This is a genomic window from Microbacterium sp. KSW4-4 (assembly GCF_023091185.1).
Classification (GTDB): Bacteria; Actinomycetota; Actinomycetes; order Actinomycetales; family Microbacteriaceae; genus Microbacterium; species Microbacterium paraoxydans.
In genome coordinates this window covers 1,405,506-1,429,581 of record NZ_JAHWXJ010000001.1, presented here as the reverse complement: position 1 = coordinate 1,429,581, position 24,076 = coordinate 1,405,506, and the positions used below count along the sequence as shown (strand labels likewise).

28 protein-coding genes and 1 pseudogene are annotated in these 24,076 nt (G+C 72.2%); 17 read left to right on the top strand and 12 right to left on the bottom strand.

The window, feature by feature from the left end; all coding sequences use genetic code 11:
- Positions 1–107: 107 nt before the first annotated feature.
- The 6 genes from phnD to KZC57_RS07155 are packed head-to-tail and all read left to right on the top strand — an operon-like array spanning position 108 to position 6,598.
- The gene (gene phnD / locus KZC57_RS07180; RefSeq protein ID WP_105950366.1) at positions 108–1,031 is read left to right on the top strand and encodes a phosphate/phosphite/phosphonate ABC transporter substrate-binding protein; all 924 of its coding nucleotides are present in this window, start codon (positions 108–110) and stop codon (positions 1,029–1,031) included.
- A 28-nt stretch (positions 1,032–1,059) separates the two neighbouring features.
- Positions 1,060–1,887: a phosphonate ABC transporter ATP-binding protein gene (gene phnC, locus KZC57_RS07175; protein ID WP_247641365.1), complete on the top strand. Its 828-nt coding sequence runs from the start codon at positions 1,060–1,062 to the stop codon at positions 1,885–1,887.
- Positions 1,884–3,659, top strand: coding sequence for a phosphonate ABC transporter, permease protein PhnE (gene phnE / locus KZC57_RS07170; protein WP_247641364.1), 1,776 nt, complete (start codon positions 1,884–1,886; stop codon positions 3,657–3,659). The genes phnC and phnE overlap by 4 nt, the downstream gene beginning before the upstream one ends.
- Positions 3,656–4,795, top strand: a complete 1,140-nt coding sequence (locus KZC57_RS07165) for a TIGR03364 family FAD-dependent oxidoreductase (RefSeq protein WP_247641363.1) — start codon at positions 3,656–3,658, stop codon at positions 4,793–4,795. Before phnE ends, KZC57_RS07165 begins: the two co-directional genes overlap by 4 nt.
- Entirely contained in the window at positions 4,792–5,499 is a 708-nt protein-coding gene (locus KZC57_RS07160) for an HAD family hydrolase (RefSeq protein ID WP_247641362.1), read from the top strand. The genes KZC57_RS07165 and KZC57_RS07160 overlap by 4 nt, the downstream gene beginning before the upstream one ends.
- Positions 5,500–5,509: 10 nt before the next feature.
- Positions 5,510–6,598 (top strand): alcohol dehydrogenase catalytic domain-containing protein, encoded by a 1,089-nt coding sequence (locus tag KZC57_RS07155; RefSeq protein WP_060922819.1) that lies wholly within the window; start codon positions 5,510–5,512, stop codon positions 6,596–6,598.
- Positions 6,599–6,602: 4 nt separating this feature from the next.
- Here KZC57_RS07155 and KZC57_RS07150 read toward each other — a convergent pair whose 3' ends face one another.
- On the bottom strand, positions 6,603–7,112 hold the full coding sequence (locus KZC57_RS07150; RefSeq protein ID WP_025102491.1) for a CinA family protein: 510 nt from the start codon (positions 7,110–7,112) through the stop codon (positions 6,603–6,605).
- A 260-nt stretch (positions 7,113–7,372) separates the two neighbouring features.
- On the opposite strand from KZC57_RS07150, the pseudogene KZC57_RS07145 reads away from it, so the two are divergent.
- Positions 7,373–8,055 (top strand): annotated as a pseudogene (locus KZC57_RS07145) (DUF6766 family protein).
- Here the strand turns inward: KZC57_RS07145 and KZC57_RS07140 are convergent.
- Positions 8,031–8,564 (bottom strand): FHA domain-containing protein, encoded by a 534-nt coding sequence (locus tag KZC57_RS07140; RefSeq protein WP_025102489.1) that lies wholly within the window; start codon positions 8,562–8,564, stop codon positions 8,031–8,033. The pseudogene KZC57_RS07145 and the gene KZC57_RS07140 overlap by 25 nt on opposite strands.
- Positions 8,565–8,762: 198 nt before the next feature.
- Here KZC57_RS07140 and KZC57_RS07135 point away from each other — a divergent pair, with 198 nt between their 5' ends.
- From KZC57_RS07135 to KZC57_RS16520, 3 genes are all read left to right on the top strand, one after another.
- Positions 8,763–9,101: a hypothetical protein gene (locus KZC57_RS07135; protein ID WP_025102488.1), complete on the top strand. Its 339-nt coding sequence runs from the start codon at positions 8,763–8,765 to the stop codon at positions 9,099–9,101.
- Positions 9,102–9,213: 112 nt separating this feature from the next.
- Positions 9,214–10,113, top strand: coding sequence for an SDR family oxidoreductase (locus tag KZC57_RS07130; RefSeq protein WP_025102487.1), 900 nt, complete (start codon positions 9,214–9,216; stop codon positions 10,111–10,113).
- Positions 10,114–10,172: 59 nt separating this feature from the next.
- Entirely contained in the window at positions 10,173–11,090 is a 918-nt protein-coding gene (locus tag KZC57_RS16520; protein ID WP_247641361.1) for a DMT family transporter, read from the top strand.
- 22 nt (positions 11,091–11,112) lie between these two features.
- On the opposite strand, the gene KZC57_RS07120 is transcribed toward KZC57_RS16520, so the two are convergent.
- Both KZC57_RS07120 and KZC57_RS07115 read right to left on the bottom strand, forming a co-directional pair.
- A complete protein-coding gene (locus KZC57_RS07120) occupies positions 11,113–11,877 on the bottom strand; it encodes a membrane protein insertase YidC (RefSeq protein WP_105950358.1) in 765 nt (254 codons plus the stop codon).
- 64 nt (positions 11,878–11,941) lie between these two features.
- A complete protein-coding gene (locus KZC57_RS07115) occupies positions 11,942–12,214 on the bottom strand; it encodes a DUF6412 domain-containing protein (protein WP_144882279.1) in 273 nt (90 codons plus the stop codon).
- 93 nt (positions 12,215–12,307) lie between these two features.
- Here KZC57_RS07115 and KZC57_RS07110 point away from each other — a divergent pair, with 93 nt between their 5' ends.
- The 3 genes from KZC57_RS07110 to KZC57_RS07100 are packed head-to-tail and all read left to right on the top strand — an operon-like array spanning position 12,308 to position 14,020.
- Complete coding sequence (locus KZC57_RS07110; protein ID WP_247641360.1) at positions 12,308–13,345, top strand: nitronate monooxygenase family protein; 1,038 nt, start codon at positions 12,308–12,310, stop codon at positions 13,343–13,345.
- A 31-nt stretch (positions 13,346–13,376) separates the two neighbouring features.
- Positions 13,377–13,634: a type II toxin-antitoxin system Phd/YefM family antitoxin gene (locus KZC57_RS07105; RefSeq protein WP_025102482.1), complete on the top strand. Its 258-nt coding sequence runs from the start codon at positions 13,377–13,379 to the stop codon at positions 13,632–13,634.
- Entirely contained in the window at positions 13,631–14,020 is a 390-nt protein-coding gene (locus KZC57_RS07100; RefSeq protein ID WP_025102481.1) for a type II toxin-antitoxin system VapC family toxin, read from the top strand. Before KZC57_RS07105 ends, KZC57_RS07100 begins: the two co-directional genes overlap by 4 nt.
- Before the next feature lie 11 nt (positions 14,021–14,031).
- Here the strand turns inward: KZC57_RS07100 and purU are convergent, their stop codons facing one another.
- On the bottom strand, positions 14,032–14,883 hold the full coding sequence (purU, locus tag KZC57_RS07095) for a formyltetrahydrofolate deformylase (RefSeq protein WP_062632982.1): 852 nt from the start codon (positions 14,881–14,883) through the stop codon (positions 14,032–14,034).
- A gap of 83 nt (positions 14,884–14,966) precedes the next feature.
- Here purU and KZC57_RS07090 point away from each other — a divergent pair, with 83 nt between their 5' ends.
- Both KZC57_RS07090 and KZC57_RS07085 read left to right on the top strand, forming a co-directional pair.
- Positions 14,967–16,181, top strand: a complete 1,215-nt coding sequence (locus KZC57_RS07090) for a cation:proton antiporter (RefSeq protein WP_025102479.1) — start codon at positions 14,967–14,969, stop codon at positions 16,179–16,181.
- On the top strand, positions 16,178–16,648 hold the full coding sequence (locus KZC57_RS07085; protein WP_105950353.1) for a glutaminase: 471 nt from the start codon (positions 16,178–16,180) through the stop codon (positions 16,646–16,648). The genes KZC57_RS07090 and KZC57_RS07085 overlap by 4 nt, the downstream gene beginning before the upstream one ends.
- 2 nt (positions 16,649–16,650) lie before the next feature.
- On the opposite strand, the gene KZC57_RS07080 is transcribed toward KZC57_RS07085, so the two are convergent.
- Genes KZC57_RS07080 through KZC57_RS07065 form a run of 4 tightly spaced genes read right to left on the bottom strand, consistent with a single transcriptional unit; the run spans position 16,651 to position 20,002 of the window.
- Positions 16,651–17,367, bottom strand: a complete 717-nt coding sequence (locus KZC57_RS07080; RefSeq protein WP_247641359.1) for a GMP synthase — start codon at positions 17,365–17,367, stop codon at positions 16,651–16,653.
- A 40-nt stretch (positions 17,368–17,407) separates the two neighbouring features.
- Complete coding sequence (locus KZC57_RS07075) at positions 17,408–18,157, bottom strand: LysR substrate-binding domain-containing protein (protein WP_247641358.1); 750 nt, start codon at positions 18,155–18,157, stop codon at positions 17,408–17,410.
- 10 nt (positions 18,158–18,167) lie between these two features.
- Positions 18,168–18,443, bottom strand: coding sequence for a hypothetical protein (locus KZC57_RS07070; protein ID WP_247641357.1), 276 nt, complete (start codon positions 18,441–18,443; stop codon positions 18,168–18,170).
- Positions 18,440–20,002: a PspC domain-containing protein gene (locus tag KZC57_RS07065; protein WP_247641356.1), complete on the bottom strand. Its 1,563-nt coding sequence runs from the start codon at positions 20,000–20,002 to the stop codon at positions 18,440–18,442. The genes KZC57_RS07070 and KZC57_RS07065 overlap by 4 nt, the downstream gene beginning before the upstream one ends.
- 114 nt (positions 20,003–20,116) lie before the next feature.
- Here KZC57_RS07065 and KZC57_RS07060 point away from each other — a divergent pair, with 114 nt between their 5' ends.
- Both KZC57_RS07060 and KZC57_RS07055 read left to right on the top strand, forming a co-directional pair.
- Positions 20,117–21,343 carry an ATP-binding protein gene (locus tag KZC57_RS07060; RefSeq protein ID WP_247641355.1) on the top strand — a complete coding sequence of 409 codons (1,227 nt, stop codon included), beginning with the start codon at positions 20,117–20,119 and terminating at the stop codon, positions 21,341–21,343.
- Entirely contained in the window at positions 21,336–21,995 is a 660-nt protein-coding gene (locus tag KZC57_RS07055) for a response regulator transcription factor (protein ID WP_025102472.1), read from the top strand. The genes KZC57_RS07060 and KZC57_RS07055 overlap by 8 nt, the downstream gene beginning before the upstream one ends.
- A 6-nt stretch (positions 21,996–22,001) precedes the next feature.
- Here the strand turns inward: KZC57_RS07055 and KZC57_RS07050 are convergent, their stop codons facing one another.
- The 3 genes from KZC57_RS07050 to KZC57_RS07040 form a co-directional block, all read right to left on the bottom strand.
- Positions 22,002–22,409 (bottom strand): DapH/DapD/GlmU-related protein, encoded by a 408-nt coding sequence (locus KZC57_RS07050; RefSeq protein ID WP_025102471.1) that lies wholly within the window; start codon positions 22,407–22,409, stop codon positions 22,002–22,004.
- 81 nt (positions 22,410–22,490) lie between these two features.
- Entirely contained in the window at positions 22,491–23,264 is a 774-nt protein-coding gene (locus tag KZC57_RS07045; protein WP_247641354.1) for a DNA-formamidopyrimidine glycosylase family protein, read from the bottom strand.
- Positions 23,264–24,058, bottom strand: a complete 795-nt coding sequence (locus tag KZC57_RS07040) for an EI24 domain-containing protein (RefSeq protein WP_247641353.1) — start codon at positions 24,056–24,058, stop codon at positions 23,264–23,266. Before KZC57_RS07040 ends, KZC57_RS07045 begins: the two co-directional genes overlap by 1 nt.
- Between the last annotated feature and the right edge of the window lie 18 nt (positions 24,059–24,076).

The following is a 24,076-nucleotide window of genomic DNA, read 5'->3' as shown; positions in this document are numbered from 1 at the left end:
GAATCGCGGGTGAACGCCGCCTGAACTCTTCCGAGATAGGTATACATGTCGGCCCGACGGCTGGGAGAGTCGTCCCTGGATCACTCCTCCCACCCTGAAAGGTCCTCATGAAGCTCCGCGCTCTCCCCGCCCTCGCCGGCGCTGCGATCCTCGCGTTCGGCCTCGCCGCCTGCTCCGGATCGGCCGATGCCACCGACGCCCCCGGCGACGCACAGTCCGCCGGCGGTTTCGCCGTCGACGAGAACACCCTCGTCTTCGGCGTCGTCCCCGACTCAGTGGACACCGAGACGAACTACCAGCCGCTCATGGACTACATCGCCGAGGTCACCGGCAAGACCGTCGAATACCACGAGTCCACCGACTACGCGGCGCTCATCGAGGCCGCCGTCGCCGGCAAGGTCGACGTCGCCTCGTTCTCGGGGTTCACCTACGTCACCGCGACCAACAACGGCGCGAAGCTCACCCCGATCTCGTCCATCGTCACCGAGGAGGGCCAGGAGCCCGGCTACTACTCGCAGGCGATCGTGCCGGCGGACAGCGACATCTCCAGCCTCGAGGACTTCGCGGGCAAGAAGGTCTGCTTCGTGGATCCCTCGTCCACCTCCGGCTACCTCTTCCCGTCGTACAACCTCCTCGAGGCGGGCGTCGACCCGAAGACCGACATCACCCCCGTGTTCGCGGGCAAGCACGATGTCAGCGTGCAGAAGGTCGGCGAGGGCGTCGAGTGCGAGGCCGGCTTCGCCGAGGACTCCGAGGTCGAGAAGTCCGACAAGGTGAAGGTCATCGCCGAGACGATGGTCCCGGGCGCTCCGCTCGTCTACTCCTCGTCCCTGCCGGACGACGTGGCGAAGCAGCTCGTCGACGCCCTCGGCGAGGTCACCATCGACGACATCATCGCGGCGGGCATCGACAGTGCGGACTCGGACGCGTTCCGCAGCGTGTTCTACGCCACCAAGCCGGTGGACGACGCCTATTACGACCTCATCCGCGACATCTGCGCCGAGACCGAAGCCGAGCAGTGCCAGGGCTGACGCCCCGCGCCTGACGACAGGAGAAGCCATGACCGCGGCATCCGACACCCTCATCCGCCTCGCCGGCGTCACGAAGACCTTCGGCAGCACCACCGCCCTCAAGGACGTCACGCTCGAGGTGGCGCGGGGAGAGATCGTCGTGCTGCTCGGGCTCTCCGGTTCCGGCAAGTCCACGCTGCTGCGGCATCTCGACGGCCTGGAGCTGCCCAGCTCCGGGTCCGTCGAGGTGCTCGGCGCGTCCGTGCCCGCGATGAAGGGCCGGGCGCTGCGACAGCTTCGCAGCAGCGTGGGCTTCATCTTCCAGCAGTTCGAGCTCGTGCCTTCGCTGACCGTCCTGGAGAACGTGCTGACCGGGTCGCTCTCCCGGATGCGCGGCCCGCGGCTCGGGCTGTGGAGCTACCCCCGCGCCGCGAAGCTCACCGCGCTGGAGCACCTCGACCGCGTCGGCCTCCTCGACCGTGCCTACCAGCGCAGTGACACGCTGTCCGGCGGGCAGCAGCAGCGGGTGGCCATCGCCAGGGCGCTCATGCAGAAGCCGGCGATCCTCCTGGCCGACGAGCCCGTCGCCTCTCTCGACCCGGAGTCGAGCGAGCAGGTGATGGCCCTCATCCGCGAGATCGCCGCCGACGAAGGCCTCACCGTCGTGTGCAGCCTGCACCAGGTCGACCTCGCGATCAGCTGGGCCGACCGGATCGTCGGGCTCCGGCACGGCGAAGTCGTCCTGGACACCCCGACGGACGGACTCACCAAGGCCGAGGTGATGGAGATCTACGGCCGCGTCGCGACGACCACGGCCGAGATGCGCGCCGTGCAGGTGGAACTCGTCGACGCCGTGACCACGGTGGGGGCGTCATGACGACGGTGGGGGCCTCGACACGGGGCGCTTCGACAGGCTCAGCGACCCAAGGCGCTTCGACAGGCTCAGCGACCCAGGGACGGGCAAGCGTCGCGGAGCGGGCGCCGAAGCGGCCGCTCTCGGCCGAGCGCATCGCTGCCGGCCTCACGCTCGTCGTCCTCGTCGTGCTCGGCATCCTGGCGGTGCGCGACGTGGGTATCTCGATCCCCGCGATGGTGCAGAGCTGGGGCAACGCCGAGAACTTCCTCGCCAGGGTCGGCGGACTCTCCTTCCCCGCGCCGGCCGACCTCGCCTGGCTCATCGCCCTGACCGTCGGCCTCGTGCTCGTCGGCACGCTGTTGGCGGCCGTGCTCTCCGTGCCCCTCGCCTACCTCGCCGCCGCCAACACCACGCCGGGCGCAGGCTGGCGCGCGGCCGCACGATTCCTCGGCGTCCTCACCCGCGCGCTGCCGGACGTCGTGCTGGCCATGGCGTTCGTGCTCATGTTCTCGCTCGGCACGCTGCCCGGCATCCTCGCGATCGGCATCCACTCGATCGGCATGATCTCCAAGATGTTCGCGGACGCCATCGAGCAGATCGACGAAGGGCCCCGTCTCGCGATCCGTGCCGCCGGTGGCTCGAAGCTCCAGGAGTTCACCGCCGGCATCCTCCCGCAGGTGCTGCCGAGCTGGGTGGCGACCGTGCTGCACCGCAACGACATCAACCTGCGCGGGAGCGTCGTGCTCGGCTACGTGGGCGTCGCCGGCCTCGGGCTCGAGATGTCGTACGCGTTCAAGGCGCTGAACTACGGCAAGGGTCTCGGGATCGCGCTCGTCATCTTCGTGCTCTGCATCGTGATGGAGATCGTCTCGAGCACCGTGCGCGGTGCGATGCTCGGCGAGCAGAAGCACACGCGGTCGTGGATGGACCGGATCGTGCACCCGCGCCTGCGTCGGCGGTCGCACGCGCCCGCCGAGGGCCGCCCGGCGTGGGCGGTGAGCCCGGAGGCCGCGGTGCGTCGTCCGTGGACCGCGCAGCGCATGCGCCACACCGCGGCGGGGATCGTCGCGCTCCTCGTCGTGGTCGGCAGCGTCGTCGTGAGCCAGATCACCTGGTCGGACCTGTTCACCTTCTGGGCGAAGCTGCCCGACGTCGCCGCCCGGTTCTGGCCGCCGTCGTTCGGCAGCTACGACACGGTCGCGATGCTGCAGGCCATGCGGGAGACCGTCGCCATCGCACTCGCCGCCACCGTCCTCACCCTCCTTCCCTCGCTGCTGCTCGGCTCGTTCGCCGCGCGCAACGTCGCTCCGCACGCGGCAGGGCGCGGCACCGCCCGTCTGCTGCTCGTCGGCATCCGCGGCATCCCCGAGCTGATCCTCGCCATCGTCCTCGTCGTCATCACGGGTCTCGGCGCGCAGGCCGGTGTCATCGCGCTCGCGATCGGCGGGATCGGACTGCTCGGCAAGCTCATCGCCGACTCCTTCGAGGAGGTCGACCGCGGGCCCGAGCGCGCGCTGCGGGCGGTGGGCGCCACACGGATGCAGACGTACACGGCGGCCACGCTGACCCAGGGCACCCGAGCGCTCATCGGGCACAGCTTCTACATGCTCGACACCAACATCCGCGCGGCCACGATCCTCGGCATCGTCGGCGGCGGCGGTGTCGGCTACTACCTGCTGAACGCCAGCCAGGGTTCGCGCTACGAGACCGTGACCGCGATCGTCCTGATGATCCTCGTGACCGTGCTCGCCGTCGAGGGTCTCGCGATGTGGATGAGGAAGGTGTTCCGATGACCGGGGCGAAGCAGAATCCGGACGTCGTCGTGGTGGGGTCCGGCATCGTCGGCCTCGGCGCCGCCTTCGCCGCCGTGCGCCGCGGGCTCCGGGTCGTCGTCGTCGAGCGCGGCGCCGCCCCGACCGGCGCCACGATCCGTAACTTCGGCCACCTCTGCATCGGCGCGCAGGGCGGAGAGGCGCAGCGGTACGCGGATGCGTCCCGTGAACTCTGGCTGCAGCTCGCCAGGGACGCGGGGTTCTGGCTCCGCGAGTCGGGCACGCTCGTGGCCGCCCGCCACGAGGACGAGCTCGCCGTGCTCTCCGCGGCGGCACAGGACGGGGGCATCCGGATGCTGGAGGCTGGCGAGCTCCTGCGTCGTGCCCCGCTGCGCCGCGACGGGCTCGTCGGCGGTGCCCTCATCGAGGCCGACCTGCAGACGAACCCGCGCACCGCGGCGACCACGATCGTGCGCTACCTGACCGCACGGGGCGTCGAGTTCCGCTTCCGTACCGCGGTCACCGCCCTCGGCGCCGGCCGGGTGGAGACCACGCGCGGGGCGATCGACACCGGGGCGGTGGTCGTAGCCGTCAACCACGACATCGACCAGCTCCTGCCCGAGGTCGCGGAGCGTCACGGGGTGGTGCGCTGTGCGCTGGACATGATGCGGGCGGCCGTCTCCTTCCCTCGTCCGCTGACCGCGCCCCTGCTGACCGGCTGGTCCCTCATCCGATACGGGAGGTTCGCCGAAGGGCCAGAGGCCCGGGTCCTCCGTGAGCGCCTGCACGCCGAGCGCCCCGATCTCGCGGCCCTCGATCTCAATCAGATGTACACGCAGCTGCCCGACGGCACGCTCATCCTCGGCGACTCGCACGTCACCGATGCCGCCCCCTCCCCGTTCCAGCCGGAGGCCGCCTTCACCGCGTTCCTGAGCGAGGCCGAGGCCCTGTTCGAGGGGGCGGCGCCGCGGGTGATCGAGCGCTGGCAGGGCGTGTACGCGAAAGCCCCCGGCGAGTTCCTCGTCGACCGCGGAGACGACGGCGCCCTCGTGCTCGCTGCGACCACCGGCATCGGCATGACCTGCGGCCTCGGGCTCGCCGACCTCAACCTCACCGCCGCCCTCGGCGGCACCCCTGCTCTGGAAGGAACACCATGACCACTCCGATCGAACTCGTCGTCCTCGACATGGCCGGCACCACCGTCGTGGACGACGGCGTGGTGGAGCAGGCGTTCCAGCGCGCCGCCGAGCGCACCGGCGTCGCCGCGCGGCTGCCCTGGGAGGATGCCCTCGAGCACGTCAGGGAGACGATGGGGCAGTCCAAGTTCGACGTCTTCCTCCATCTCGCGGGCGGCGATGCGAGCGCGGCGCGGCAGGCCACCGCGGCGTTCGAGACCGCGTACGCCGAGCTCGTCGCCGAGGACGGCGTCGCGGAGATCCCCGGAGCGGCGGACGCGATCCAGGGGCTGAAGGACGCGGGGCTCACCGTCGTCCTCACCACCGGGTTCGCTCCGGTCACGCGACAGGCGCTCATCGATGGCCTCGGATGGGGAGGACTCGTGGACCTCGCCCTGTCTCCGGTCGATGCCGGCCGCGGACGCCCCGCGCCCGATCTCGTCCTCACCGCCCTTCTGCGCACGGGAGCGTCCGCGGTGCAGGCGGTGGCCGTCGCCGGCGACACCGTGAGCGACGTCGAGTCCGGCCGTCGTGCGGGGGCCGGCTTCGTCGCGGGGGTCCTCACCGGGGCGCACGATCGCGCGGCGCTGAGCGGAGCGGGGGCTGACGCCGTGCTGTCCGACGTCACGGCGCTGCGAGCAGCGCTGGCGCAGCGCGAGCTCCTTCCTGCCGTCGCCTCCGTCTGAGGTTCGAACCATGGGAACGGTGCTGATCCGCCCACCCGGTCACCGGAGGGACGTCGCGCTGCGCCCCGCTGCCACCGCGATGGTCTGGATCGGCGAAGGCCACCCGCACGAGACCATCGCCGTCCCCGGGGTCGCGCTCGGTGACCGGGACGTGCTCGTCGCCGTGGAGATGTCGACGATCTGCGGATCGGACGTGCACACCGTGCAGGGGCGCCGGTCCGCGCCCGCGCCTCTCGTCCTCGGGCATGAGAGCGTCGGTCGGGTCATCGCGCTGGGCGATGACGGTGCGACGGCGGTGGACGGCACCCCGCTGCGCATCGGCGACCGCGTGGTGTGGTCGGTCACGGTGTCGTGCGGCACCTGCGACCGCTGTCGGCGGGGCCTCACGCAGAAGTGCCGGGATCTCGGCAAGTACGGCCACGACCGCGTCGGCGCCCACGGCGACCTGACCGGGGCGTTCGCCAGTCACGTGCAACTGCGGGCAGGTACCGCGATCGTGCGCGTGCCGGAGGCGCTGCCGGCCGCGGTGCTGGCTCCCGCAGGCTGTGCGACGGCGACCGCATGGGCCGCCGTGGCGAGGGCCGCCCGCGACATCGATCTGGACGGCGCCGCGGTGCGCATCCACGGCGCGGGATTGGTGGGGATCAGCGCCGCGGCGATCGCGGCCGAGCACGGCGCCGTCGTCGAGGTCCGGGACCCGGACGACGACCGCAGAGCCGTCGCCTCCCGTTTCGGAGCCACCGCGCTCGACCGTGACCCGGACGTGGTCATCGAGGCATCTGGGCATGCGGTGGGGGAGGCCCTCGCCGGCGTCGCCGTCGGCGGCACGGTCGTCCTCGTCGGGAGCGTGTTCCCGGCGGCGCCCGTCCCGCTGGACGCGGAGGATCTCGTCCGCCGGCTGGTCACGGTGACCGGCGTCCACAACTACGGCGCCGACGACCTCGCGGCAGCGGTGTCGTTCCTCGCGGGTCGCGGGCGCGCGTATCCGTTCGCCGAGGCCGTGGGCGCCGTGCGACCGCTGCTCGACATCGACGCCGCTCTCACGGAGGCTGCGGCGCCGGGAGCCCCGCTGCGGGTGGGGCTGGTGCCAGGCCGCTGAGGCCTCAGTCGGAACCGGTGCGCCGTGGCCCTGCGGGGTGCAGCCCCTCGGCGTGGAAGGCGAGCAGTCGCACCGCGGCGTCGACGCTCGCCGCCAGGATCTCGTCCGGGTCACCGGTCAGGGCGAGCCTCCGGTGCCCGGCGTCGTCGGCGGTCGCCCAGCCGAGGTAGACCGTGCCCGCGGGATGACCACCCTCCGGACCGGGCCCGCCCACGCCGGTCGTCGAGACGCAGATGTCGGCGTCGAAGAGCTCCCGTGCGCCCCGGGCGAGCTGCTCCGCGCAGGCTGCGGAGGTCGGGTCGGTGCCCGGGGTGAGCCCCAGCACCCTCTCCTTGACCTCCGTGAAGTACGCGACGATGCCGCCGGCGAACCAGCCGGAAGCGCCCTCGCCGGCACCGATCGTGTTCGCGAGGCGTCCGGAGGTGAGCGACTCCGCCACGCTCACGCGCAGACCTCGACTGCGGGCGAGCTCGCCCAGGTGTTCGAGGTCAGGGGTCTCGTTCGGTGCGGTCATCGGGGCGCTCCTCTCGTCGGTTCCCCTACGCTACGGACCCCGCGGCGCCCTGTCGCAGGGGATTGACAACGGCGTCCGCGTCAAGCCCCTGGAGGGCCGTCCTCCTTGGCGCCATCGTCGAGGCGAGTCACACCGACGAAGGAGGCGGACATGGCGGAGGATGCGCGGGACACCGCGGGAATGCGGGCGGTCTTCTGGATCTGGGCGGGGATCATCGGCGTCGGTCTCGCCGTGATGATCGGCCTGCCGCTGGGAGGGCGATGACGATGGGCTCGCGCATCAAGGACCACGCCCTCAGCCTCTTCTTCCTCGCCCTCTTCGTGCTGGCTCTGGCAGGCCAGGCCGTCGCCGGCTACCTCCGCAACAACGACGAGCTCCTCGATCATGGGCAGCCGACGATCGGCTTCGGAGACTTCCTCTGGTCGTCCGACTTCGCGGTCGACGTCGCCGAGAACTGGCAGTCGGAGTTCCTGCAGTTCTTCCTCTTCATCGCCGCGACGATCTGGTTCGTGCAGAAGGGCTCGCCGGAGTCGAAGAAGCCCGGCGACGAGGGCCCGGGCAGCGACGCGGATCAGCTCGTCGGCGCGCACGCCCGCCCGGACTCTCCGCGGTGGGCCCGGGCGGGCGGGTGGCGATCGGCGGTGTTCGGCAACTCGCTGCTGCTCGTGATGGGGCGGTGTTCGTGCTGTCCTGGCTCGCGCAGTCGCTCGCCGGGACAGTGGTGATGAACGAGGAGAACGCGATGCACGGCCTCGCCGCGATCACCTGGGGCGACTACGTCACCAGCTCGGACTTCTGGGACCGCACGTTGCAGAACTGGCAGTCCGAGTTCCTCGCGGTGGGGACGATGGTCGCGTTCGCGATCTACCTCCGTCAGCGAGGGTCAGCGGAGTCGAAGCCCGTCGGCACCCCGCACCATCAGTCGGCCTTGGAATCCGACTGAGACCGCTCGTCGTTGACGTCGGCCTGCGACAGCCGCTCGTCGTCGGCGTCGTAGCCCGCACGCGCCTCCTGCAGCGGCTGGTCGGAGTACTCGCCGCCCTGGCGTCCGCCGAAGGGACGGCCGTGGTCGGCGAACTCGTCGCGGGCGAAGACCAGCTCCCACGGGCCCACCGTGAAGCGCGATCCGGTGCGCAGCGTCTCGGTGCGCTCGCCGGGGTGGGTCGCGTCGGCGTCGGGGTTGGAGTTCATCTCGCCGTCGGCGTGCAGGGTCACGACGTACTCGTCGCGGTCGTCATGCACGACTGTCGCGTGCACCGGCTCGGTGTCGGCGAGGCGCAGCTCGTTCCCGGCGGCCGATCCGATGCGGACCTCCTCCATGTCGAGCGCGAACTCGGTGCGCTCGTCGTCGCGCCGTACGCGCAGTCGCGGGTTGCCCGCGCCGCGCTCGGCGTGGGTGGTGCCGGGCGTGTAGCCCTCCTCGGGACGGTCGTCGATGTGGCGGTCAGTCATGGCGGTGCCCTCCTCGGGTGTCGATGATTCGAGGCTAATCGCCGCGCGGATCGCGCGCAGGGCCTTGACTTCCACGCGCGCATCGCCCTCCGAGGCTGATTTGCCGTGCGCCCCGTCCGAGGGCTTACCCTCTACCCATAGGCCGATCCCGGCAGTGTCCGCCGGGCTGAGGACCACCCGACCGAGGAGCATCACCCGATGGGCAAGTTCATCTACGAAGGCAGCGTGAAGACCGAGATCGAGGATCGGGCGCTCACGCACCTGCAGCTCGTCATCACGGCCAAGCTGCGTCGCGGCGAGCCGTTCCCGTTCAGCTGGCGCGAGGACGCCAGCGTCGGCGGTGGCCGGACCACCGTCTGGATCCAGCCGGGCAGCTCGCTCGTCTTTAAGTACTTCGGCAGCCGCCAGCCCGCCGTCAACCGGGCGTGGGTCGAAGCGCTCGCCTTCACCGCGAACTCCCCGAGCGGGCTCTACCTCGTCCCCGAGCCCGCAGAGGGTGCCGAGCCCCCGCACGGCGAGGTCCCCTCCGCCGGCTGACACCCGCTTTCGCGGAGACCGCCCCGGGCTGTCAACCCCCTGCCGTCCGCCCTCCGAAGCCGCGAGGCTCGATCACGACCCGATCGACAGCCCCATGACAGGAGGAGCGGATATGACCGACACCACCCGCGACGGCGGCCTCACCGACCCCCGACACGCCCACCACGAGGACGGATTCCCGGCGCAGAGCCAGGACCAGCCGGGCCTGACCGAGAAGACGACCCCGGAGCCGGACCACGGCGAGCAGTCCTACGTCGGCCACGGCCGGCTCGAGGGACGGCGCGCTCTCATCACCGGCGGTGATTCCGGCATCGGACGGGCGGTCGCGATCGCCTTCGCCCGCGAGGGTGCCGACGTGGCCATCGTGCACATGCCCGAGGAGCAGGCGGACGCGGAGGAGACGCTCGCGCTCGTCCGCGAAGCCGGTCGCACCGGTGTCAGCATCCCGGGCGACGTCCGTGAGGAGGCCTTCGCGACCGACGCCGTGCATCGTGCGCGTCGCGAGCTCGGCGGCCTCGACGTGCTCGTGCTCAACGCGGCCTATCAGCACGACATCGACGGCTTCGAGAACCTCGATACCGAGAAGATGCGCCGCGTGTTCGACACGAACCTCGCCGGCCTCGTCTTCTCGGCCCGGGCTGCGTTCCCCGACCTCGAGCCGGGATCCAGCATCATCGTGACCTCGTCGGTGCAATCGGCGCAGCCGTCGCCGGGACTCATCGACTACGCCATGACGAAGGCGGCCCAGGTCGCGTTCGTCAAGGCGCTCGCGGAGGAGGCCGGTCCGCGCGGGGTGCGCGTCAACGCCGTCGCGCCGGGGCCGATCTGGACGCCGCTGATCCCCGCGACCGGATGGGGGCCGGAGCGCCTGGAGACGTTCGGTCAGGACACCCCGCTCGGACGCGCGGGGCAGCCCGCAGAACTCGCCGGTGCGTACGTGTACCTCGCCTCGGCGGAGTCGTCGTACGTATCCGGCGCGGTGCTCGCGGTGACGGGTGGCAAGCCGCTCTGATCCGGGCGAGGACGGCGCAGGCGGCGGGGAGGCAGGGCCCCGCCGCCTAAGCTTGTCTGGTGCAGAGACCCGCGGCATCCGGCCCCTTCGTGGGCGTCGCGCTCGTCATCGGGTCCTGCCTCTCGTTGCCGTTCGGCGCCGCCGTGGCCGCGCAGCTCTTCCCCGTCCTCGGGCCGTGGGGCGTGACGTCGCTCCGCGTCGCGATCGCCGCGCTGCTGCTGGTCGTCATCGTACGCCCCCGACCCCGCGCCTGGACCCGGTCGCAGTGGCTCGCCGCCGTGCTGTTCGGGGTGTCGCTGGCCGCGATGAACGGGTTCTTCTATGCGGCGATCGACCGCATCCCCCTGGGGCCGGCCGTGGCCATCGAGTTCCTCGGGCCGCTCGTGCTCGCCGCCGTGCTGACCCGTCGTCTCGCCGACGCGGTCTGGGTGGGCGTGGCCCTGCTGGGCATGGCGCTGCTCGGGGTCGACGGCCTCGTCGGCGCCGAACCCCTCGATCCGCTCGGCGTGGTCTTCATCCTCGTCGCGGCCGGATTCTGGGTCATGTACATCCGGATGAGCGCGCGCGTCGGCGCCCTCATCCCCGGCAGCAGCGGGCTCGCGATGGGGCTCGTCGTCGCGGCCGCGCTCCTCATCCCCGTGGGCGTGCCGGCGGCGGCGACGGTGGCGCTGGACCCGCAGCTCCTCCTCCTCGCGGCGGTCACCGCGGTGCTGTCGTCGGTCATCCCGTACAGCTTCGAGCTCGCAGCGCTCCGCCGGCTCCCGCAGCGGGTGTTCGGCGTGCTGCTGAGCCTGGAGCCCGCGTTCGCGACCCTCGCCGGGTGGCTCATCCTCGGACAAGACGCCACGCCGCTGCGGCTGCTCGCGGTGGCGCTCGTGATCGCCGCGAGCGTCGGGACGACGCTGGGCGTGCGCCGCGACCGGAGGGGCGACGGCCCCGCGGGACCGTTCACCGCGCCGATCCCGCTTCCCGACTGACATCCCTCCGATCGGGCGGCTCTCACGCCCGGACGGCCACCGGCTCCGGCAGCGGGTACCGGCGGCGCAGGACCACCCGCTGCACGAGGGTCCACACCACCGTGACCGTGAGGTAGAGCGCGGCGGCCAGGGGCACGAAGGCCGCGAAGACCGCGGTGAGGTAGTGCAGCGCCGACATCATCCGGAGCACGCCGGGGGAGCTGAGCGGGGAGTCGTCGCCCTCGACGGGGACCGGTCGGAACACCCGCCGGGTGACCTCGGCGACGGCGATCATCACGGCCAGCAGCACGCCGAAGACCGCGAACGTCGCCGCGGTCGCGGTGCCGCCGAACAGCGCCGACACCAGGCTCGTGCCGAGCGGGGCGCCGAAGAGGTCGTGGGTGAGCAGCTCGTTCGGGTGCCCGGCGATCTCCGGTCGCAGGAACAGTGTGTAGAGCAGGCCGACGACCGGTGCCTGTGCCAGCACGGGCAGCATCCCGGCGAAGGGCGAGGTGTTCTCGGCGCGGTAGAGCGCCATCATCTCCTGCTGCAGGCGCTCCGGGTTCTTCCGGTGGCGCTGCTGCAGCGCGCGCAGCTTCGGGGCGAGGCGGGCCCTGGTCTGCTCGGCTCGGGCCTGGGAGATGCCGACGGGGATGAGGAGGGCGCGCACGAGGAGGGTCACGAGGACCACGGCGAGGGCGGCGGCGGAGGGTCCGGCGAGGGGTTCGAGAAGGGTCGAGAGGCCGTTCAGGGCACCGTAGGCGGCGTCCAGGAGCGCGGCGAGGGGAGGGAAGGCGAAGATGTCCACGGGCAGGTCCGTTCGATGAGGTCGGGAGGGGTCGGCGAAGGCCGCGCGGTCCCGGTCGGACGGGCTACGCGGCGGTCGAGGCTCCCGGCGCTCGCGGACGAGGGTGTCCCGCGGCATCCGGATCGCTCTGCGGGAGGAGCGTTCCGACATCGATCGCCCGCAGCGGGTGCGGGGCATCGGCGGAGGTCTGGTGGCGCACGCTCAGCGCGAGCGAGAGCGTGAGGACCGTGACGGCGAGCAGCGCGATCGCGAGGCCGAGCGCGGCGGCATCCGGCATCGTCACGAGGCCGATCGCGGCCGCGACGAAGCCGAGCATCTGCCCGAACCACTCGCTCATGCCGCGAGCTTACCCCGTTCGAATCGCCCGAATTGCTGTATCCGGGCCGCCGATGGAGCCATTCAGGCGATTCGAAGGGCGTACGGTCGGGGTATGGCGACAGAACTTCTGGGAGTCGAGCATCCGATCGTGCTGGGACCGTTCGGGGGGAGCTCGTCGGTGGCGCTGACGGCGGCGGTGAGCGCGGCCGGCGGGCTGGGATCGTACGGGCTGTACGGCTACGACGGCGACCGGATCCGCGCTGTCGGAGCCGAACTGCACCGCGCCACCGACCGTCCCTTCGCCTTGAACATCTGGCTGCCCGTGGGGGACGAGGTCGCGCCGAACCCGCAGCACGCGGTCTTCGCCCAGGCGCTGGAGCCGTTCTACGAGGCCGTCGGGGTTCCGGTGCCGGCCCGGCCCGAGCGCTACGTACCCGAGCTCGACGAACAGCTCGACGCGATCTGGGAGGTCGCCCCGGCCGTGCTGAGCGTGGTGTTCGGGGTGCCGTCCGCCGCTCTCGTCGCCGAGGCCCGCGACCGCGGCATCCGCATCGTCGGCACCGCCACCACCGTCGCGGAAGCCGTCGCGCTCGCCGAGGCCGGAGTCGATGCGGTCGTCGCCTCGGGAGCCGAGGCGGCCGGGCACCGCGTGTCCTTCCTCCGTCCCGCTGCCGAGTCGCTCGTGGGCACCGTCGCGCTCGTGCCGCAGATCGTGGACGCGGTCGACGTGCCCGTCATCGCCGCGGGCGGGATCGCGGACCGCCGCGGGGTCGCTGCGGCCTTCGCCCTCGGTGCCTCCGGCGTGCAGGTGGGGACGGCGTTCCTCGCGACCGCCGAGTCCGCCGCGACGGCAGCGCACCGCGACGCCATCCGGACCACCGCCGCCGACCAGACCGTGCTGACCAGCGCGATGAGCGGACGCCTCGCCCGCGGAGCCCGCAACCGCGCGGTGCGGGCGATCGAGGCCAGCGGCACGATCGCCCCCTTCCCGATGCAGAACTGGCTCACCGGGCGCTTCCGCGCGGCGGCAGGGGAGCAGAACCTGGGCGAGCTGCAGTCGCTGTGGATGGGGCAGGCCGCCCCGCTCGCGCGCGGGACCACCGCTGCCGAGGTCTTCGCGGAGCTCGCCGCCGGAGTCCCCGGCCGGTGAGGAACGCCAGGTTCCTGGCTAGAATGGCGTCATGTCCACGCAGAACGTCTTGGAAGCGCGAAACAACCTCTCGCGCCTGATCGCCGAGTCTCAGGCGGGTGAGGACGTGGTCATCACGAAGCGGGGCACTCCGGTCGCCCGTCTGGTCCCCATCGGTCCGGTCGACGTGGTGCGGAGCGGCCGCCTCCTCGTCGAGTGGATCGAACAGCATCCGCTTCCGCCCCGGCTCGCTCGGACCGCCGAGGAGCTGGACGCACAGGTCGCCGAGAACCGGGACGCCTGGGAATGATCTATCTCGACTCGTGCATCCTCATCTACGCCATCGAGGACCGCGGTCCGAGGGGCGATGCCGTGCGTCGGGCACTCCGCGACGTCGATGACGAGGTGGCGTCGAGTCCGCTGGCGCTCCACGAATGCCTCGTGCTCCCCGCCCGCGAGCGCAATCCGGAGCTCCGTGACCGGTACCTGGCTCTCTTCGAGAGGATGGAGATCGTGGCGCTCGATACGGCCGCGTTCGTCCGGTCGGCCGAGCTCCGGGCCGACTTCGGCCTGAAGACCCCGGACGCGCTGCACCTCGCCGCCGCCCAGCTGTCGGGGTGCACGGAGCTGTGGACGAACGACAAGCGCCTCGCCGCCGCGTCGCATGGGCTCGCCGTGGACATCCTCGACCGCTGAGCGGCCGGGCGCTAGAGGATGACGGTCGAGCGGCCGTGCACGATCACGCGGTCCTCGGCATGCCACTGCACGGCCCGGGCCAGCACCAGACGCTCGACGTCGGCGCCCCGGCTCTGCAGCTCTGCCGCGGACTCGGAGTGCGTGACCCGCGTGACGTCCTGCTCGATGATCGGCCCCTCGTCGAGGTCGGCCGTGGCGTAGTGCGCCGTGGCCCCGATCAGCTTCACGCCGCGCTCCTTCGCCCTGGCGTACGGGTTCGCGCCGATGAACGCGGGCAGGAACGAGTGGTGGATGTTGATGACGGGGGCTTCGAGGCGCGTGATGAAGTCGTCGCTGAGGATCTGCATGTACCGGGCGAGCACGACGAGGTCGACGTTGCCGCGGAGGAGGTCGAGCTGACGCTCCTCCATCGCCTGCTTGTCCGTCGACGGGATGTGCACGAACGGCACGCCGAAGGAGCGGACGGCCTCGGCGAGGTCGGGGTGGTTCGAGACGACCATGGTGATGTCGATGTCGAGCTGACCCCGCTGCGTGCGCCACAGCAGCTCCATCAGGCAGTGGTCGTACTTCGACACGAAGATCGCCACGCGCTTGCGGCGGGCGACGTCGTGCAGCGACCACTCCATGCCGAAGCGCTCGGCGACCGTCGCGATGTCGGCCTCCAGCGCGGGGCGCGCGGCGGCCAGCCCGTCGAGGTGGATGACGGTCCGCTGGAAGAACCGCCCGCCCTCGGAGTCGGTCGAGTGCTGGTCGAGCGAGATGATGTTGGCCCCGTGCTGGGCGAGCACGCCGGCGACCGCGGCGACGATGCCGGGCTGGTCGTCGCAGGCGATCAGCAGGCGGGCGGTATCGGGCTGGGTCATGGCTGCTCCTCGGGGTGTGCATCGATTCTGCCGTGCCGCGCGGGTGGGGAGCGAATCGCCCGCGGCGTCGCTACCCTGAGACCGTGGATGCGAGCGACATCGGACTGGTGCTGATCCCCCTGCTGGCGGTGGCCGCACCGCTTCTCGCGCGCGGGGTGCGTCCGCTCGTCCGGGTGCCGATCGTGGTGTTCGAGCTCGTCCTCGGCATCCTCGTCGGGCCGGCTGTGCTCGGCTGGGTCGAGCCCGGTCCGCTGCTGGAGAAGCTCAGCGACTTCGGGCTCGCTGTGCTGTTCTTCGTCGCCGGCTCCGAGATCGACTTCCGCCAGGTGGCCGGCAAGCCCCTCGCCCGGGCGTCGCTGGGCTGGCTGCTCAGCGTCGTGCTCGGCATCGGGCTCGGGTTCTTCTTCGCCCCTGGCGAGGGCATGGTCGTCATCGGGATCGCGCTGAGCTCGACCGCCCTCGGCACGCTGATGCCGATCCTGCGCGACGCGAAGGAGCTGGACACCCCGTTCGGCCGCGCCATCAGCACCATCGGCGCCGTGGGGGAGTTCCTGCCGCTGATCGCGATCTCGATCTTCCTCAGCACTCGGACGACGCCACTGGCCACCGCGGTGCTGCTGACCTTCGTCGTGCTGGCGGGACTCGCCGTCCTCGTCGCGCACCGGGTGCCGCACGGGCGCCTGCACGGCATCGTGCGCGCGACCCTCCACACCTCCGACCAGTTCGGGGTGCGCTTCGTGATCCTCCTCATCGCGGCCCTCGTCGGCCTCAGCGTCATGCTCGACCTCGACATGCTCCTGGGAGCGTTCGTCGCCGGTGCGATCTGGCGCATCATCATGGCCAGGGCCCCGGAGAAGGATGCCGAAGAGGTCGAGAGCAAGATCGAGGGCCTGGCTTTCGGCTTCCTCGTGCCGGTGTTCTTCCTCTACACGGGGGTGACCTTCGACCTGCAGGCGCTGCTGACGTCTCCTTCGGCGATGTCCCTGGTGCCGGTGTTCCTGCTGGCGCTCCTGGTGATCCGCGGGTCGGCCGCCCAGCTCTCCGCCCCGGCGGGCGCGAGCGGACGTGACCGCGCCGCGCTCGGCCTGCTCGCGGCCACCGGGCTGCCGATCATCGTCGCGGTCACCGCGATCGGCGTGGACCAGGACATGCTCGACTCCGGGACCGCGGCCGCGCTCGTCGGGGCGGGCATGCTGTCGGTGCTCCTGTACCCGCTGATCGGGATGACGCTACGTGGCGATCGCGCTCAGGTCGCCGGCCCGCGCCTCGCCGACCAGACGACGCTGGGGGAGCTGTGACCACCGCCTCCGCCCTGCTGACCCAGGCCGTGCAGGAGCTCGCCGGTGCACCCCGCGAGGGGCTCGGAGAGGAGAAGGACTCGCGCTGGCGTGGGCGGCGGATCGTCCGTGTCGGCGAGGCCTGGCACCTCGGCGTCATCCTGCTCACCGACACGCATACCTTGGCGACGGCGGAGGTGCTCCGCGCGGCGGACCCGGGGCGTCGGGGATACACCGCCGAGTCGGCACGCGCACGGGCCGAGCGCCGGGCCCTCGCCCTCCGCGGCGGCTTCCGCGAAGGGGATGTCGTGCACGTCGGCTGGAGCGTGATCGACGTCGACGCGGTGGACGCCGGAGGCTCCTCCGGTCCGCTCGCGCTCATCGACGGCGTGCCGTCGGTGCGCTGGAGTCAGGCGGGCGGTTTCATGCCGCTGGACGCCTACCTGCGCGAGCGCGTCCCGCTGCTCCGCGGCGACGCGCCGTCCTGATCTCAGCCGAACAGCTCGGCGAAGCGGCGGAGCAGGGCGGCGCCCTCGGTGACCGAGGCCGAGAGGACCTCCTGCTGCACCGCGTCGAACTGCGCCGGATCGAAGTACCCCGTCGTGCGATAGAACGTCATCCGATCGGCGAAGTCGCGCGGCGTCGGCTCGGGATGGAACTGCGCGGCGTACAGGTGGGTGCCCACCCGGTAGGCCTGCACGGGGCAGGTCGGGTTGGTGGCGAGCAGGACGGCCCCGGGCGGGGTCGTCGCGGCGCTCTCCTTGTGCGCGGTGAAGACGGTGAGTGCCGGACCGGACGGGCCGAACACGGGATCGACGGCGCCCTCCGGTGTCGTCTCGATGACCGTCGCGCTCGCCGCCTCCGGCATGGTCGTCACGACCTCGCCGCCGAGGAGGCGGGTGAGCACGCCGATGCTGAAGCAGGTGAAGAAGGCGGCGATCCGCTGCTCCCGCGCCGCGCGGGCGAGCGTCTCCAGGTCGGCCTCCACGCGTCGCTGCACCGCAGTCTTCTCGGCGTCGGTGACATTGAACGGCGAACCGCCGATGACGACGCCGCGGTACCGGTCGAGATGGGCCGGAGTCAGCGGCTCGTGCAGCAGATCGAGACGATCGACCACGTCGACTCCGAGCGCCCGCCGGAACGAGGCGTGCTCGGCATCCGCCGCCCCGGTCTCGGGTCGCACGCAGACGTAGAGAAGCGAGGCCATCAGGCGATTCTAACGAGGGGGAGGGTCCGGTCCTGACGGCTCAGCGGGACGAGTTCGCGGTGCGTCCTCGGACGATGCCGACGAACGTCTCGACGTCGGGCGTGGTCCGGTCGCGCGGCCAGGCGAGGGCCACGGTCGAGACCGGGCCGTCGGCGAGGACGCGGTAGTCGGCGTCCTTCCGGTGGTGCAGTCGGGCCAGTGACATCGGCACGAGGACGATGCCGACACCCGTCGCCGCCGTGGCGATCGCGTCGGCGGTCGGCAGGGGGCCGACGCGTGTGGGGATGGTGCCCGGCAGCTCCACCGGTCCAAGCACGTCGTCGGACAGGGAGTGCAGCACCTCGCCGGCGAGGTCGGCTTCCGTCAGCTCATCCGCCGCCAGCAGGTGCGAATCGGTCGAGGCCACGACGACCGGGACCTCGTCGTACAGCGGGATGACGTGCAGGGCGTCATCGTCCAGCGGGAGGCGCACGAGGGCGGCGTCGAGATCGTCGAGCGCCTCTCGCTGCCCGGCTACCTCGATCGGGACGAGTTCGAGGGCCACGTGGGGCAGTCGCCGCTTCCACGTGTCGATCCACTTGCCCGGCGTCGCTCCGGGCACGGCACCGAGGCGGAACGTCCGCGGCTCCTCGGGTGCGGCGGTCGGCGCGTCGAACACGACCTTCTCGGCGCGGGGTGAGCGGCGCGGGGCCGGCTTCCCCTGGCGTGAGCCGCCGCCCGCGGCACGGCCCCGGTGGGCGGGGGAGCCCTTGCCGGAGCCCTTCGCGGGTCGTCGTCCCTGGTGCGCCATGGGATCCAGGCTACTCGGCGTGCTCGGAGTCCTCGGCGGGGGAGTTCCGCTGGGTCCGCCGGACCAGTCCGGCGACACCGCCGACGAGGAACAAGGCCCCCGCCGTGAGGAGCACGATCGTGAGCAGGGTGGCGGGGGTCATCGTCCCCACGCCGTCGGCCAGCGCGGCGCGGCGCTCCGCATCCGTGAGGAACCACAGCGCCCCCGCGGCAATCGCGGCGAAGGTCGTGCCCCAGATGACGGCTGCCCAGCGCACCCGGGGTGCGGTGATGGTCTCGGTGCTCATTCCTGGCCCTCCTCGGGCTCTGGCAGGGTCACGACGATGACGCCGCTCGCCTGGTCGATGGTCACGGGCTGGATCGTGGAGGGACTGCCCTCCTCGGCGGAGATGTTCGCGGCGAGGACGTTCTCGTCACCCCGCGGCGTCGCGGCGATGACGCCGGTGTCCATGACCATCGGGTCTTCCGGATCGACGCGGAGCCAGCTCACCTCCACCCCGTCGCCCACAGTGCCGCGGAGCTGCAGCTGCACGCCGGCATCGACGAAGATCTCGGTCCGCCCCGACCCCTTCTCGATCTCGATAGGGCGGGGGCCGCCGTCGTGCCGGTGGAGCTGCAGGTACAGGTCGCCGAACGGCTGTCGGACGTGCGCCTCCTGGTTGTTCGTGAGCGAGGCGTACCCGAGGGTGAGACCGGGCATCGTGGACAGGAAGCCCGTGAGGAGACCCGCGGCCAGCGTCAGCACGGTGAGGAAGGCCAGGGCGCCACTGCGGCGACGGAGGGCTCCGGCCGTGATCATCGCCAGGGCCAGGACCAGCGCGCCGGACAACAGCCCCAGCGCGCCGCCGAGGGCTTCACCGACGGCGAGTCCCACGCCGGCGCCGACGACGATCGCGAGTCCGAGGGCGGTCATGACGAAGGGGAAGCCGGCGCGCGGATTCGACGCGCGGCGGACGCGTCGGCGCTCTGCGGCTGCGGCGGCGAACACGGCCGCCTCGGCCTGACGCTCCCGGCGGAGCTGGTCGCGTGCGGCGCGCTCGGCATCCTGCTGCTGCCGGCGCCAGGCCTGATCCTGCTCCTTCCAGGCGGCGTGCTGGGCGCGCCAGGTCTCCAGCGCGGCGGGGTCCTGGGTGCCCGGAGGCAGGGGTGCCGGAGGTGCGGGGATGGCGAGGACGTCGTGCCCGATGGTGTCGGCGAGCGGTACCGAGACCGCAGCGTCCGTCGCCGTGGAGGGAGTGGCGTCCGCCCCCGTGGCGGGACCCGAACCCGCGTCGGGGGCGGACGCAGCCGGGGCCGCCGGATCGGCGGAAGCCCCCGCCGGATCCGGCGCGGAAGCGCCCGGAGTGCGGCGCGCGGCACGCACGATGAGGAAGAGCAAGGCGGCGGCGAGCACGAGCCCGACCACCCAGGTGAGGGTCGACAGTGCCGACCAGCCGTCGTAGCCGAGGCCGAACAGGCGCCCGGCGAGCGGTGCCGTCGGGAAGAGCCCGATCACGGCGAGGGCGAGGATGCCGAGTTGCACGGGGTCGTACCGGCGCTGCAGCAGATCACGCAGATGCACGCGGCCGTCGACGTCCGGCAGCACCGCCCAGGCGAGGGCGTACAGGAACAGGGCGGGAAGACCGAAGAGGGCCGCGACGACGAGGACCCCGCGCACGATCAGCGGATCGATGCGGAGGCGGATCGCGATGCCCGCCGCGACACCGCCGAGCCAGCCGTCGGTGCGCACCACGCCGAGGCCGGCGACCCACAGCAGGAACCGGTCGGCACCGCGCGGCCGGCGGGGGGCTTCCGGTGCCGATGCCTCGTGGTCGGCGGGCGGTGGCGGAGCGGTCGGAATCGTCATGAGTCGATCCTCGCGGTCCGCAGCGCCGCGGGGCCATGGGGGGATCCCCTGAGCACACCCTGATTCCGCGCCGGGGAGGTCCCGGAGAGGGGAGGCGGATGATTGGATGACGGTATGCCCTCCGCCGTCTCCACACTCCCCGGCTCCGCGCCGGCGACCGTGCGTCCGGCGCTGACCCGCGACCGCGACGCCCTCGTGACCGGGGTGAGCGCCGGACTCGCACGCCACCTCGGTGTGCGCGTCGGGCTGGTGCGGGCGCTGTTCGTCGCTCTGACGCTCTGCGGCGGTGCGGGCGTGCTCCTGTACGCCTGGTGCTGGACCTTCATGCCGTGGACGGACGGGACGACCGCGCCGACGCGTCGCCTCCCGGTCGCCTGGCTCCTGCTGGTCCCCGCGGCCGTCGGCGCCCTCGTCGTCGTGGTGTGGCGCGGGGGCAGCGACTGGCTGAACGGATCGATCCCTCCGGGCACGGCGGCCGTGGTCGTCGGCGGCACCACGCTGTGCGCGACCGCCTCCGGGCTGTGGGCGACGCTCATCGATCGCACCGACACGGCCCGCGGCCCTCGGCACACCACCATCGTCCGCATCCTCGCGGTGCTCGTCCTCGGCCTCGTGGTCCTCCTGCTCCTCTCGTGGCCGATCGCGCGCTCGGGTGTCGTGCTCGTACTGCTCCCGCTGGCCGGGTTGGTGACAGTGGTGGCCTCGGCCCTCATCCCGCGCTGGCGGGAACTGGCGGGGGAGCGGGTGCGCCGCATCCGGGAGGAGCAGCGCAGCGTCATGGCCGCCCACCTGCACGATTCGGTGCTGCAGACGCTCGCCCTCATCCAGAACCGGGCCGGGGCATCGAGCGAGGCGGCACGGCTGGCCCGCGCGCAGGAGCGGGAGCTGCGTGCCTGGCTGTACGACGGCGATGCTCCGGCGGACAGCGACCTGCCGACCGACCTGCGCGACTACGCCGGAGCGCTCGAGATCGACCACCCGGTCCGGATCGAGGTGGTCTCCGCCGGGCTGTCGGCGGAGCGGGCGAGCGGAGAACTGGCAGCTGCGGCCCGGGAGGCGATGCTGAACGCCGCCCGGCACGCGGGCGGCGCGATCTCCGTCTACATCGAGGGTCGTGTCGACGGGGTCGACGTGTTCGTGCGCGACCGCGGTCCCGGATTCCGGCTCGACGAGGTGCCCGGCGATCGGCTCGGCGTGCGGGAGTCGATCATCGGGCGGTTGCGTCGCGCGGGCGGCACGGGGTCGGTGCGCAGTGACGACGCCGGTACCGAGGTGCATCTGCGCCTGCCCACCATCTCGTCCCCGGAGCGGGGACCGATCCGACAGGAGCCCCGTGGCTGATCCGCTTCGCGTCGTGATCGTCGACGACCACTCCATCTTCCGCTCGGGCCTGCGGGCCGATCTCGATGCGAGCGTGCAGGTCGTGGGCGAGGCGGCGGACGTGCCCTCGGCGATCGCCGTGATCGTGGAGACGGACCCGGACGTGGTGCTCCTCGATGTGCACCTCCCCGGCGGTGAGGGCGACGACGCGACGGGTGGGGAAGCCGTGATCCGAGGGACGCGGCCGACCACGACGCGGTTCCTCGCGCTGAGCGTCTCCGATGCGGCGGCCGACGTCGTCCGGGTCATCCGGGCCGGGGCGCGCGGCTACATCACGAAGGGGTCATCGGGCCGCGAGGTGAGCGAGGCTGTGCGCGCCGTCGCCGAGGGGGACGCGGTGTTCTCGCCGCGGCTCGCGGGATTCGTGCTCGACGCGTTCGGCGCCGTCGCCGGCGAGACCGCCACCGCGACGGACGAGCTCGACCGCCTCTCCTCGCGCGAGCAGGAGGTGATGCGACTGATCGCCCGCGGCTACGCCTACAAGGAAGTCGCCGCCGCGCTGTTCATCTCGATCAAGACCGTCGAGACGCACGTGTCGTCGGTGCTGCGCAAGCTGCAGCTCTCCTCCCGCCACGAGCTCACCGCCTGGGCGTCGGAGCGGCGCCTGCTCTGAGAGCGGTCAGGCCGCCAGCCAGAGACCCTTCTGATCGGTGGCGACGGTGAGCCCCGCCGCGACCGTCTCGTCGTCGCCGATGCGGGCGCCTCGCACGATGCGCGCGCCGGCGCCGATGTCGGTGCGGACTCCCACGTGCGCGTGATCTCCGACCGCCGCGCCCTGGCCGACGTGCGCGTGGGCGTCGATGTACGCGCCCTCGCCGATCACGGCGTCCTCGTCCACCCACGCACCGCGGGCGACGATGGCCCCCGCTCCGACGCGTGCTCCCGGTTCGATGTAGGCTCCCGCCTCGATGTGCGCCTTCGGATGCACCTTGGCGCCATGCGCGACGAGACCGCGACCGTTGGCGTGCTTGCGGTACCGCAGCGTCGCTCCGTGGTCGTTCTCGATGTCGACGTAGTTCTTGCCCACGATTCCTCCCGTGCTCCGGAGTTCTCCGGATATATCAACAACCACGGGAGGGGGAGATTCATTCCCGCGGATGGATACGGCTCAGCGCTGGCACCGGGGGCACCAGAACGTGATCCGCTCTCGGGTCGGATCGGCCCCCAGCTCCCCGCGACGGATGAGCGTTCCGCAGCGTCGGCAGGGGCGTCCGGCGCGTCCGTAGACCCACGTGGCCTGGCCCGGACGATCGATGCCGGTGAAGGTGCGGTTGCGGCGGTCGCGGTTCGCGCGGATGGTCCGCACACCCAGGTCGAGGAGGGCGGCGACGTCGACCTCCGGGGTCGGGGTGGTCGGCAGGATTCCGCGGAGGAACAGGAGTTCTGCCGCGTACTCGTTGCCGAACCCCGCGACGTTGCGCTGATCGAGCAGGGCGACGTGGATGGCCCGGGTGTCGGCGCCGAGCCGGCGCGCGGCCTCGATCGCGTCCCAGTCGGCGGCGAGCGGATCGGGGCCGAGGTAGCCGACGAGGTCGTCTTCATCGCGGGTGGGGACGACTTCGACGTCGGCGATGTCCACGCCCACCGCCTCGCGCTCCGCCGTGCCGACGATCGCCCGCACCTTGAACGCGGGATGCCGCCACTTCTCGCCGGGCCGGTACACGAACCAGGCGCCGTCCATGCGCAGATGCGAATGCAGCGTGCTCTCGCCGATCCGCAGCAAGAGGTGCTTGCCGCGGGGGATGGCGCCGTGCACCCGCTGTCCGGTCAGATCGAGGGTCGCGAAGCGCGGCACGCGGAGGTCGAAGCGCGTGACCTCCCCGCCCGCGAGAGCCTCGTCCAGGCGGCGGGCCGTGCGGAAGACGGTATCTCCCTCGGGCATCAGGCGATCCCCGGAGTGCGGTCGTGCCGTCCCGGGGCCGGCGCAGGGGTGGCGACGGCGAGCGGGGTGCGGGCCTGCATGTCGCGCGCCAGCATCGTGCTTCCCGCGACCGCGGCCGGCATCACGGCGACGGCGCCGCCCGGGATGAGGAAGCAGAGCTGGGTGGCGACGCCGAAGCCGAGCACGCGGGCGCGACTGCCCGAGAACAGCGCGGCGCGGGCGGCGGGGCTGAGATCGCGCGCATCGAAGGCGCGACCGGTCAGCTCCCGCGCGAGCAGGCGGCCCGTGAGGACCACGCCGGACACCGCGCCGAGGACGCCGCCGACACCGGGTACGAGGCCGATGAGGAGCACGAGGACGGCGATCAGGAGGCCGAGCACGACCAGTCGGAGACCTTCACCGACGGTGGTCCAGAAACTGCCGCCGTCGGCGGGAGGCGGGTCGCCCAGGTCCTTCTCCACGGCATGCCAGATGCGCTGATAGAACGGGTCGCCGATCGTGAGGGTGAGGGCGCTGAACACCGAACTGGCCAGCGCGAGCGCGGCGGCGACCACCACGAGGCTGACCGCGGTCCGCAGGAACCCGCGCCAGGGCTCGACCCAGCCGTCGGCGAAGGGGGTGAGCCACGCGGACAGCGACGGCATCGACAGGATCAGGGGCACGAGGACGGCCACGAGGAGCACGAGCGCGATGACCGCGGGGACGAGCCCGAGCGCCATCATGCCCGGACGGGTGCGCCACACGCCGAAGCCGCGGAACAGGGTGCGGACGCCGGCGGCGAACTCTCGGATCATGGCTCCAGGGTAGGGGGG

Bases quoted from the DNA above. Each gene is read 5' to 3' on its own strand.
- phnD (WP_105950366.1), top strand. From the start codon at position 108: ATGAAGCTCCGCGCTCTCCCCGCCCTCGCCGGCGCTGCGATCCTCGCG.
- phnC (WP_247641365.1), top strand. From the start codon at position 1,060: ATGACCGCGGCATCCGACACCCTCATCCGCCTCGCCGGCGTCACGAAG.
- phnE (WP_247641364.1), top strand. From the start codon at position 1,884: ATGACGACGGTGGGGGCCTCGACACGGGGCGCTTCGACAGGCTCAGCG.
- KZC57_RS07165 (WP_247641363.1), top strand. From the start codon at position 3,656: ATGACCGGGGCGAAGCAGAATCCGGACGTCGTCGTGGTGGGGTCCGGC.
- KZC57_RS07160 (WP_247641362.1), top strand. From the start codon at position 4,792: ATGACCACTCCGATCGAACTCGTCGTCCTCGACATGGCCGGCACCACC.
- KZC57_RS07155 (WP_060922819.1), top strand. From the start codon at position 5,510: ATGGGAACGGTGCTGATCCGCCCACCCGGTCACCGGAGGGACGTCGCG.
- KZC57_RS07150 (WP_025102491.1), bottom strand. From the start codon at position 7,112: ATGACCGCACCGAACGAGACCCCTGACCTCGAACACCTGGGCGAGCTC.
- KZC57_RS07140 (WP_025102489.1), bottom strand. From the start codon at position 8,564: ATGACTGACCGCCACATCGACGACCGTCCCGAGGAGGGCTACACGCCC.
- KZC57_RS07135 (WP_025102488.1), top strand. From the start codon at position 8,763: ATGGGCAAGTTCATCTACGAAGGCAGCGTGAAGACCGAGATCGAGGAT.
- KZC57_RS07130 (WP_025102487.1), top strand. From the start codon at position 9,214: ATGACCGACACCACCCGCGACGGCGGCCTCACCGACCCCCGACACGCC.
- KZC57_RS07115 (WP_144882279.1), bottom strand. From the start codon at position 12,214: ATGAGCGAGTGGTTCGGGCAGATGCTCGGCTTCGTCGCGGCCGCGATC.
- KZC57_RS07110 (WP_247641360.1), top strand. From the start codon at position 12,308: ATGGCGACAGAACTTCTGGGAGTCGAGCATCCGATCGTGCTGGGACCG.
- KZC57_RS07105 (WP_025102482.1), top strand. From the start codon at position 13,377: ATGTCCACGCAGAACGTCTTGGAAGCGCGAAACAACCTCTCGCGCCTG.
- KZC57_RS07100 (WP_025102481.1), top strand. From the start codon at position 13,631: ATGATCTATCTCGACTCGTGCATCCTCATCTACGCCATCGAGGACCGC.
- purU (WP_062632982.1), bottom strand. From the start codon at position 14,883: ATGACCCAGCCCGATACCGCCCGCCTGCTGATCGCCTGCGACGACCAG.
- KZC57_RS07080 (WP_247641359.1), bottom strand. From the start codon at position 17,367: ATGGCCTCGCTTCTCTACGTCTGCGTGCGACCCGAGACCGGGGCGGCG.
- KZC57_RS07075 (WP_247641358.1), bottom strand. From the start codon at position 18,157: ATGGCGCACCAGGGACGACGACCCGCGAAGGGCTCCGGCAAGGGCTCC.
- KZC57_RS07070 (WP_247641357.1), bottom strand. From the start codon at position 18,443: ATGAGCACCGAGACCATCACCGCACCCCGGGTGCGCTGGGCAGCCGTC.
- KZC57_RS07065 (WP_247641356.1), bottom strand. From the start codon at position 20,002: ATGACGATTCCGACCGCTCCGCCACCGCCCGCCGACCACGAGGCATCG.
- KZC57_RS07060 (WP_247641355.1), top strand. From the start codon at position 20,117: ATGCCCTCCGCCGTCTCCACACTCCCCGGCTCCGCGCCGGCGACCGTG.
- KZC57_RS07045 (WP_247641354.1), bottom strand. From the start codon at position 23,264: ATGCCCGAGGGAGATACCGTCTTCCGCACGGCCCGCCGCCTGGACGAG.
- KZC57_RS07040 (WP_247641353.1), bottom strand. From the start codon at position 24,058: ATGATCCGAGAGTTCGCCGCCGGCGTCCGCACCCTGTTCCGCGGCTTC.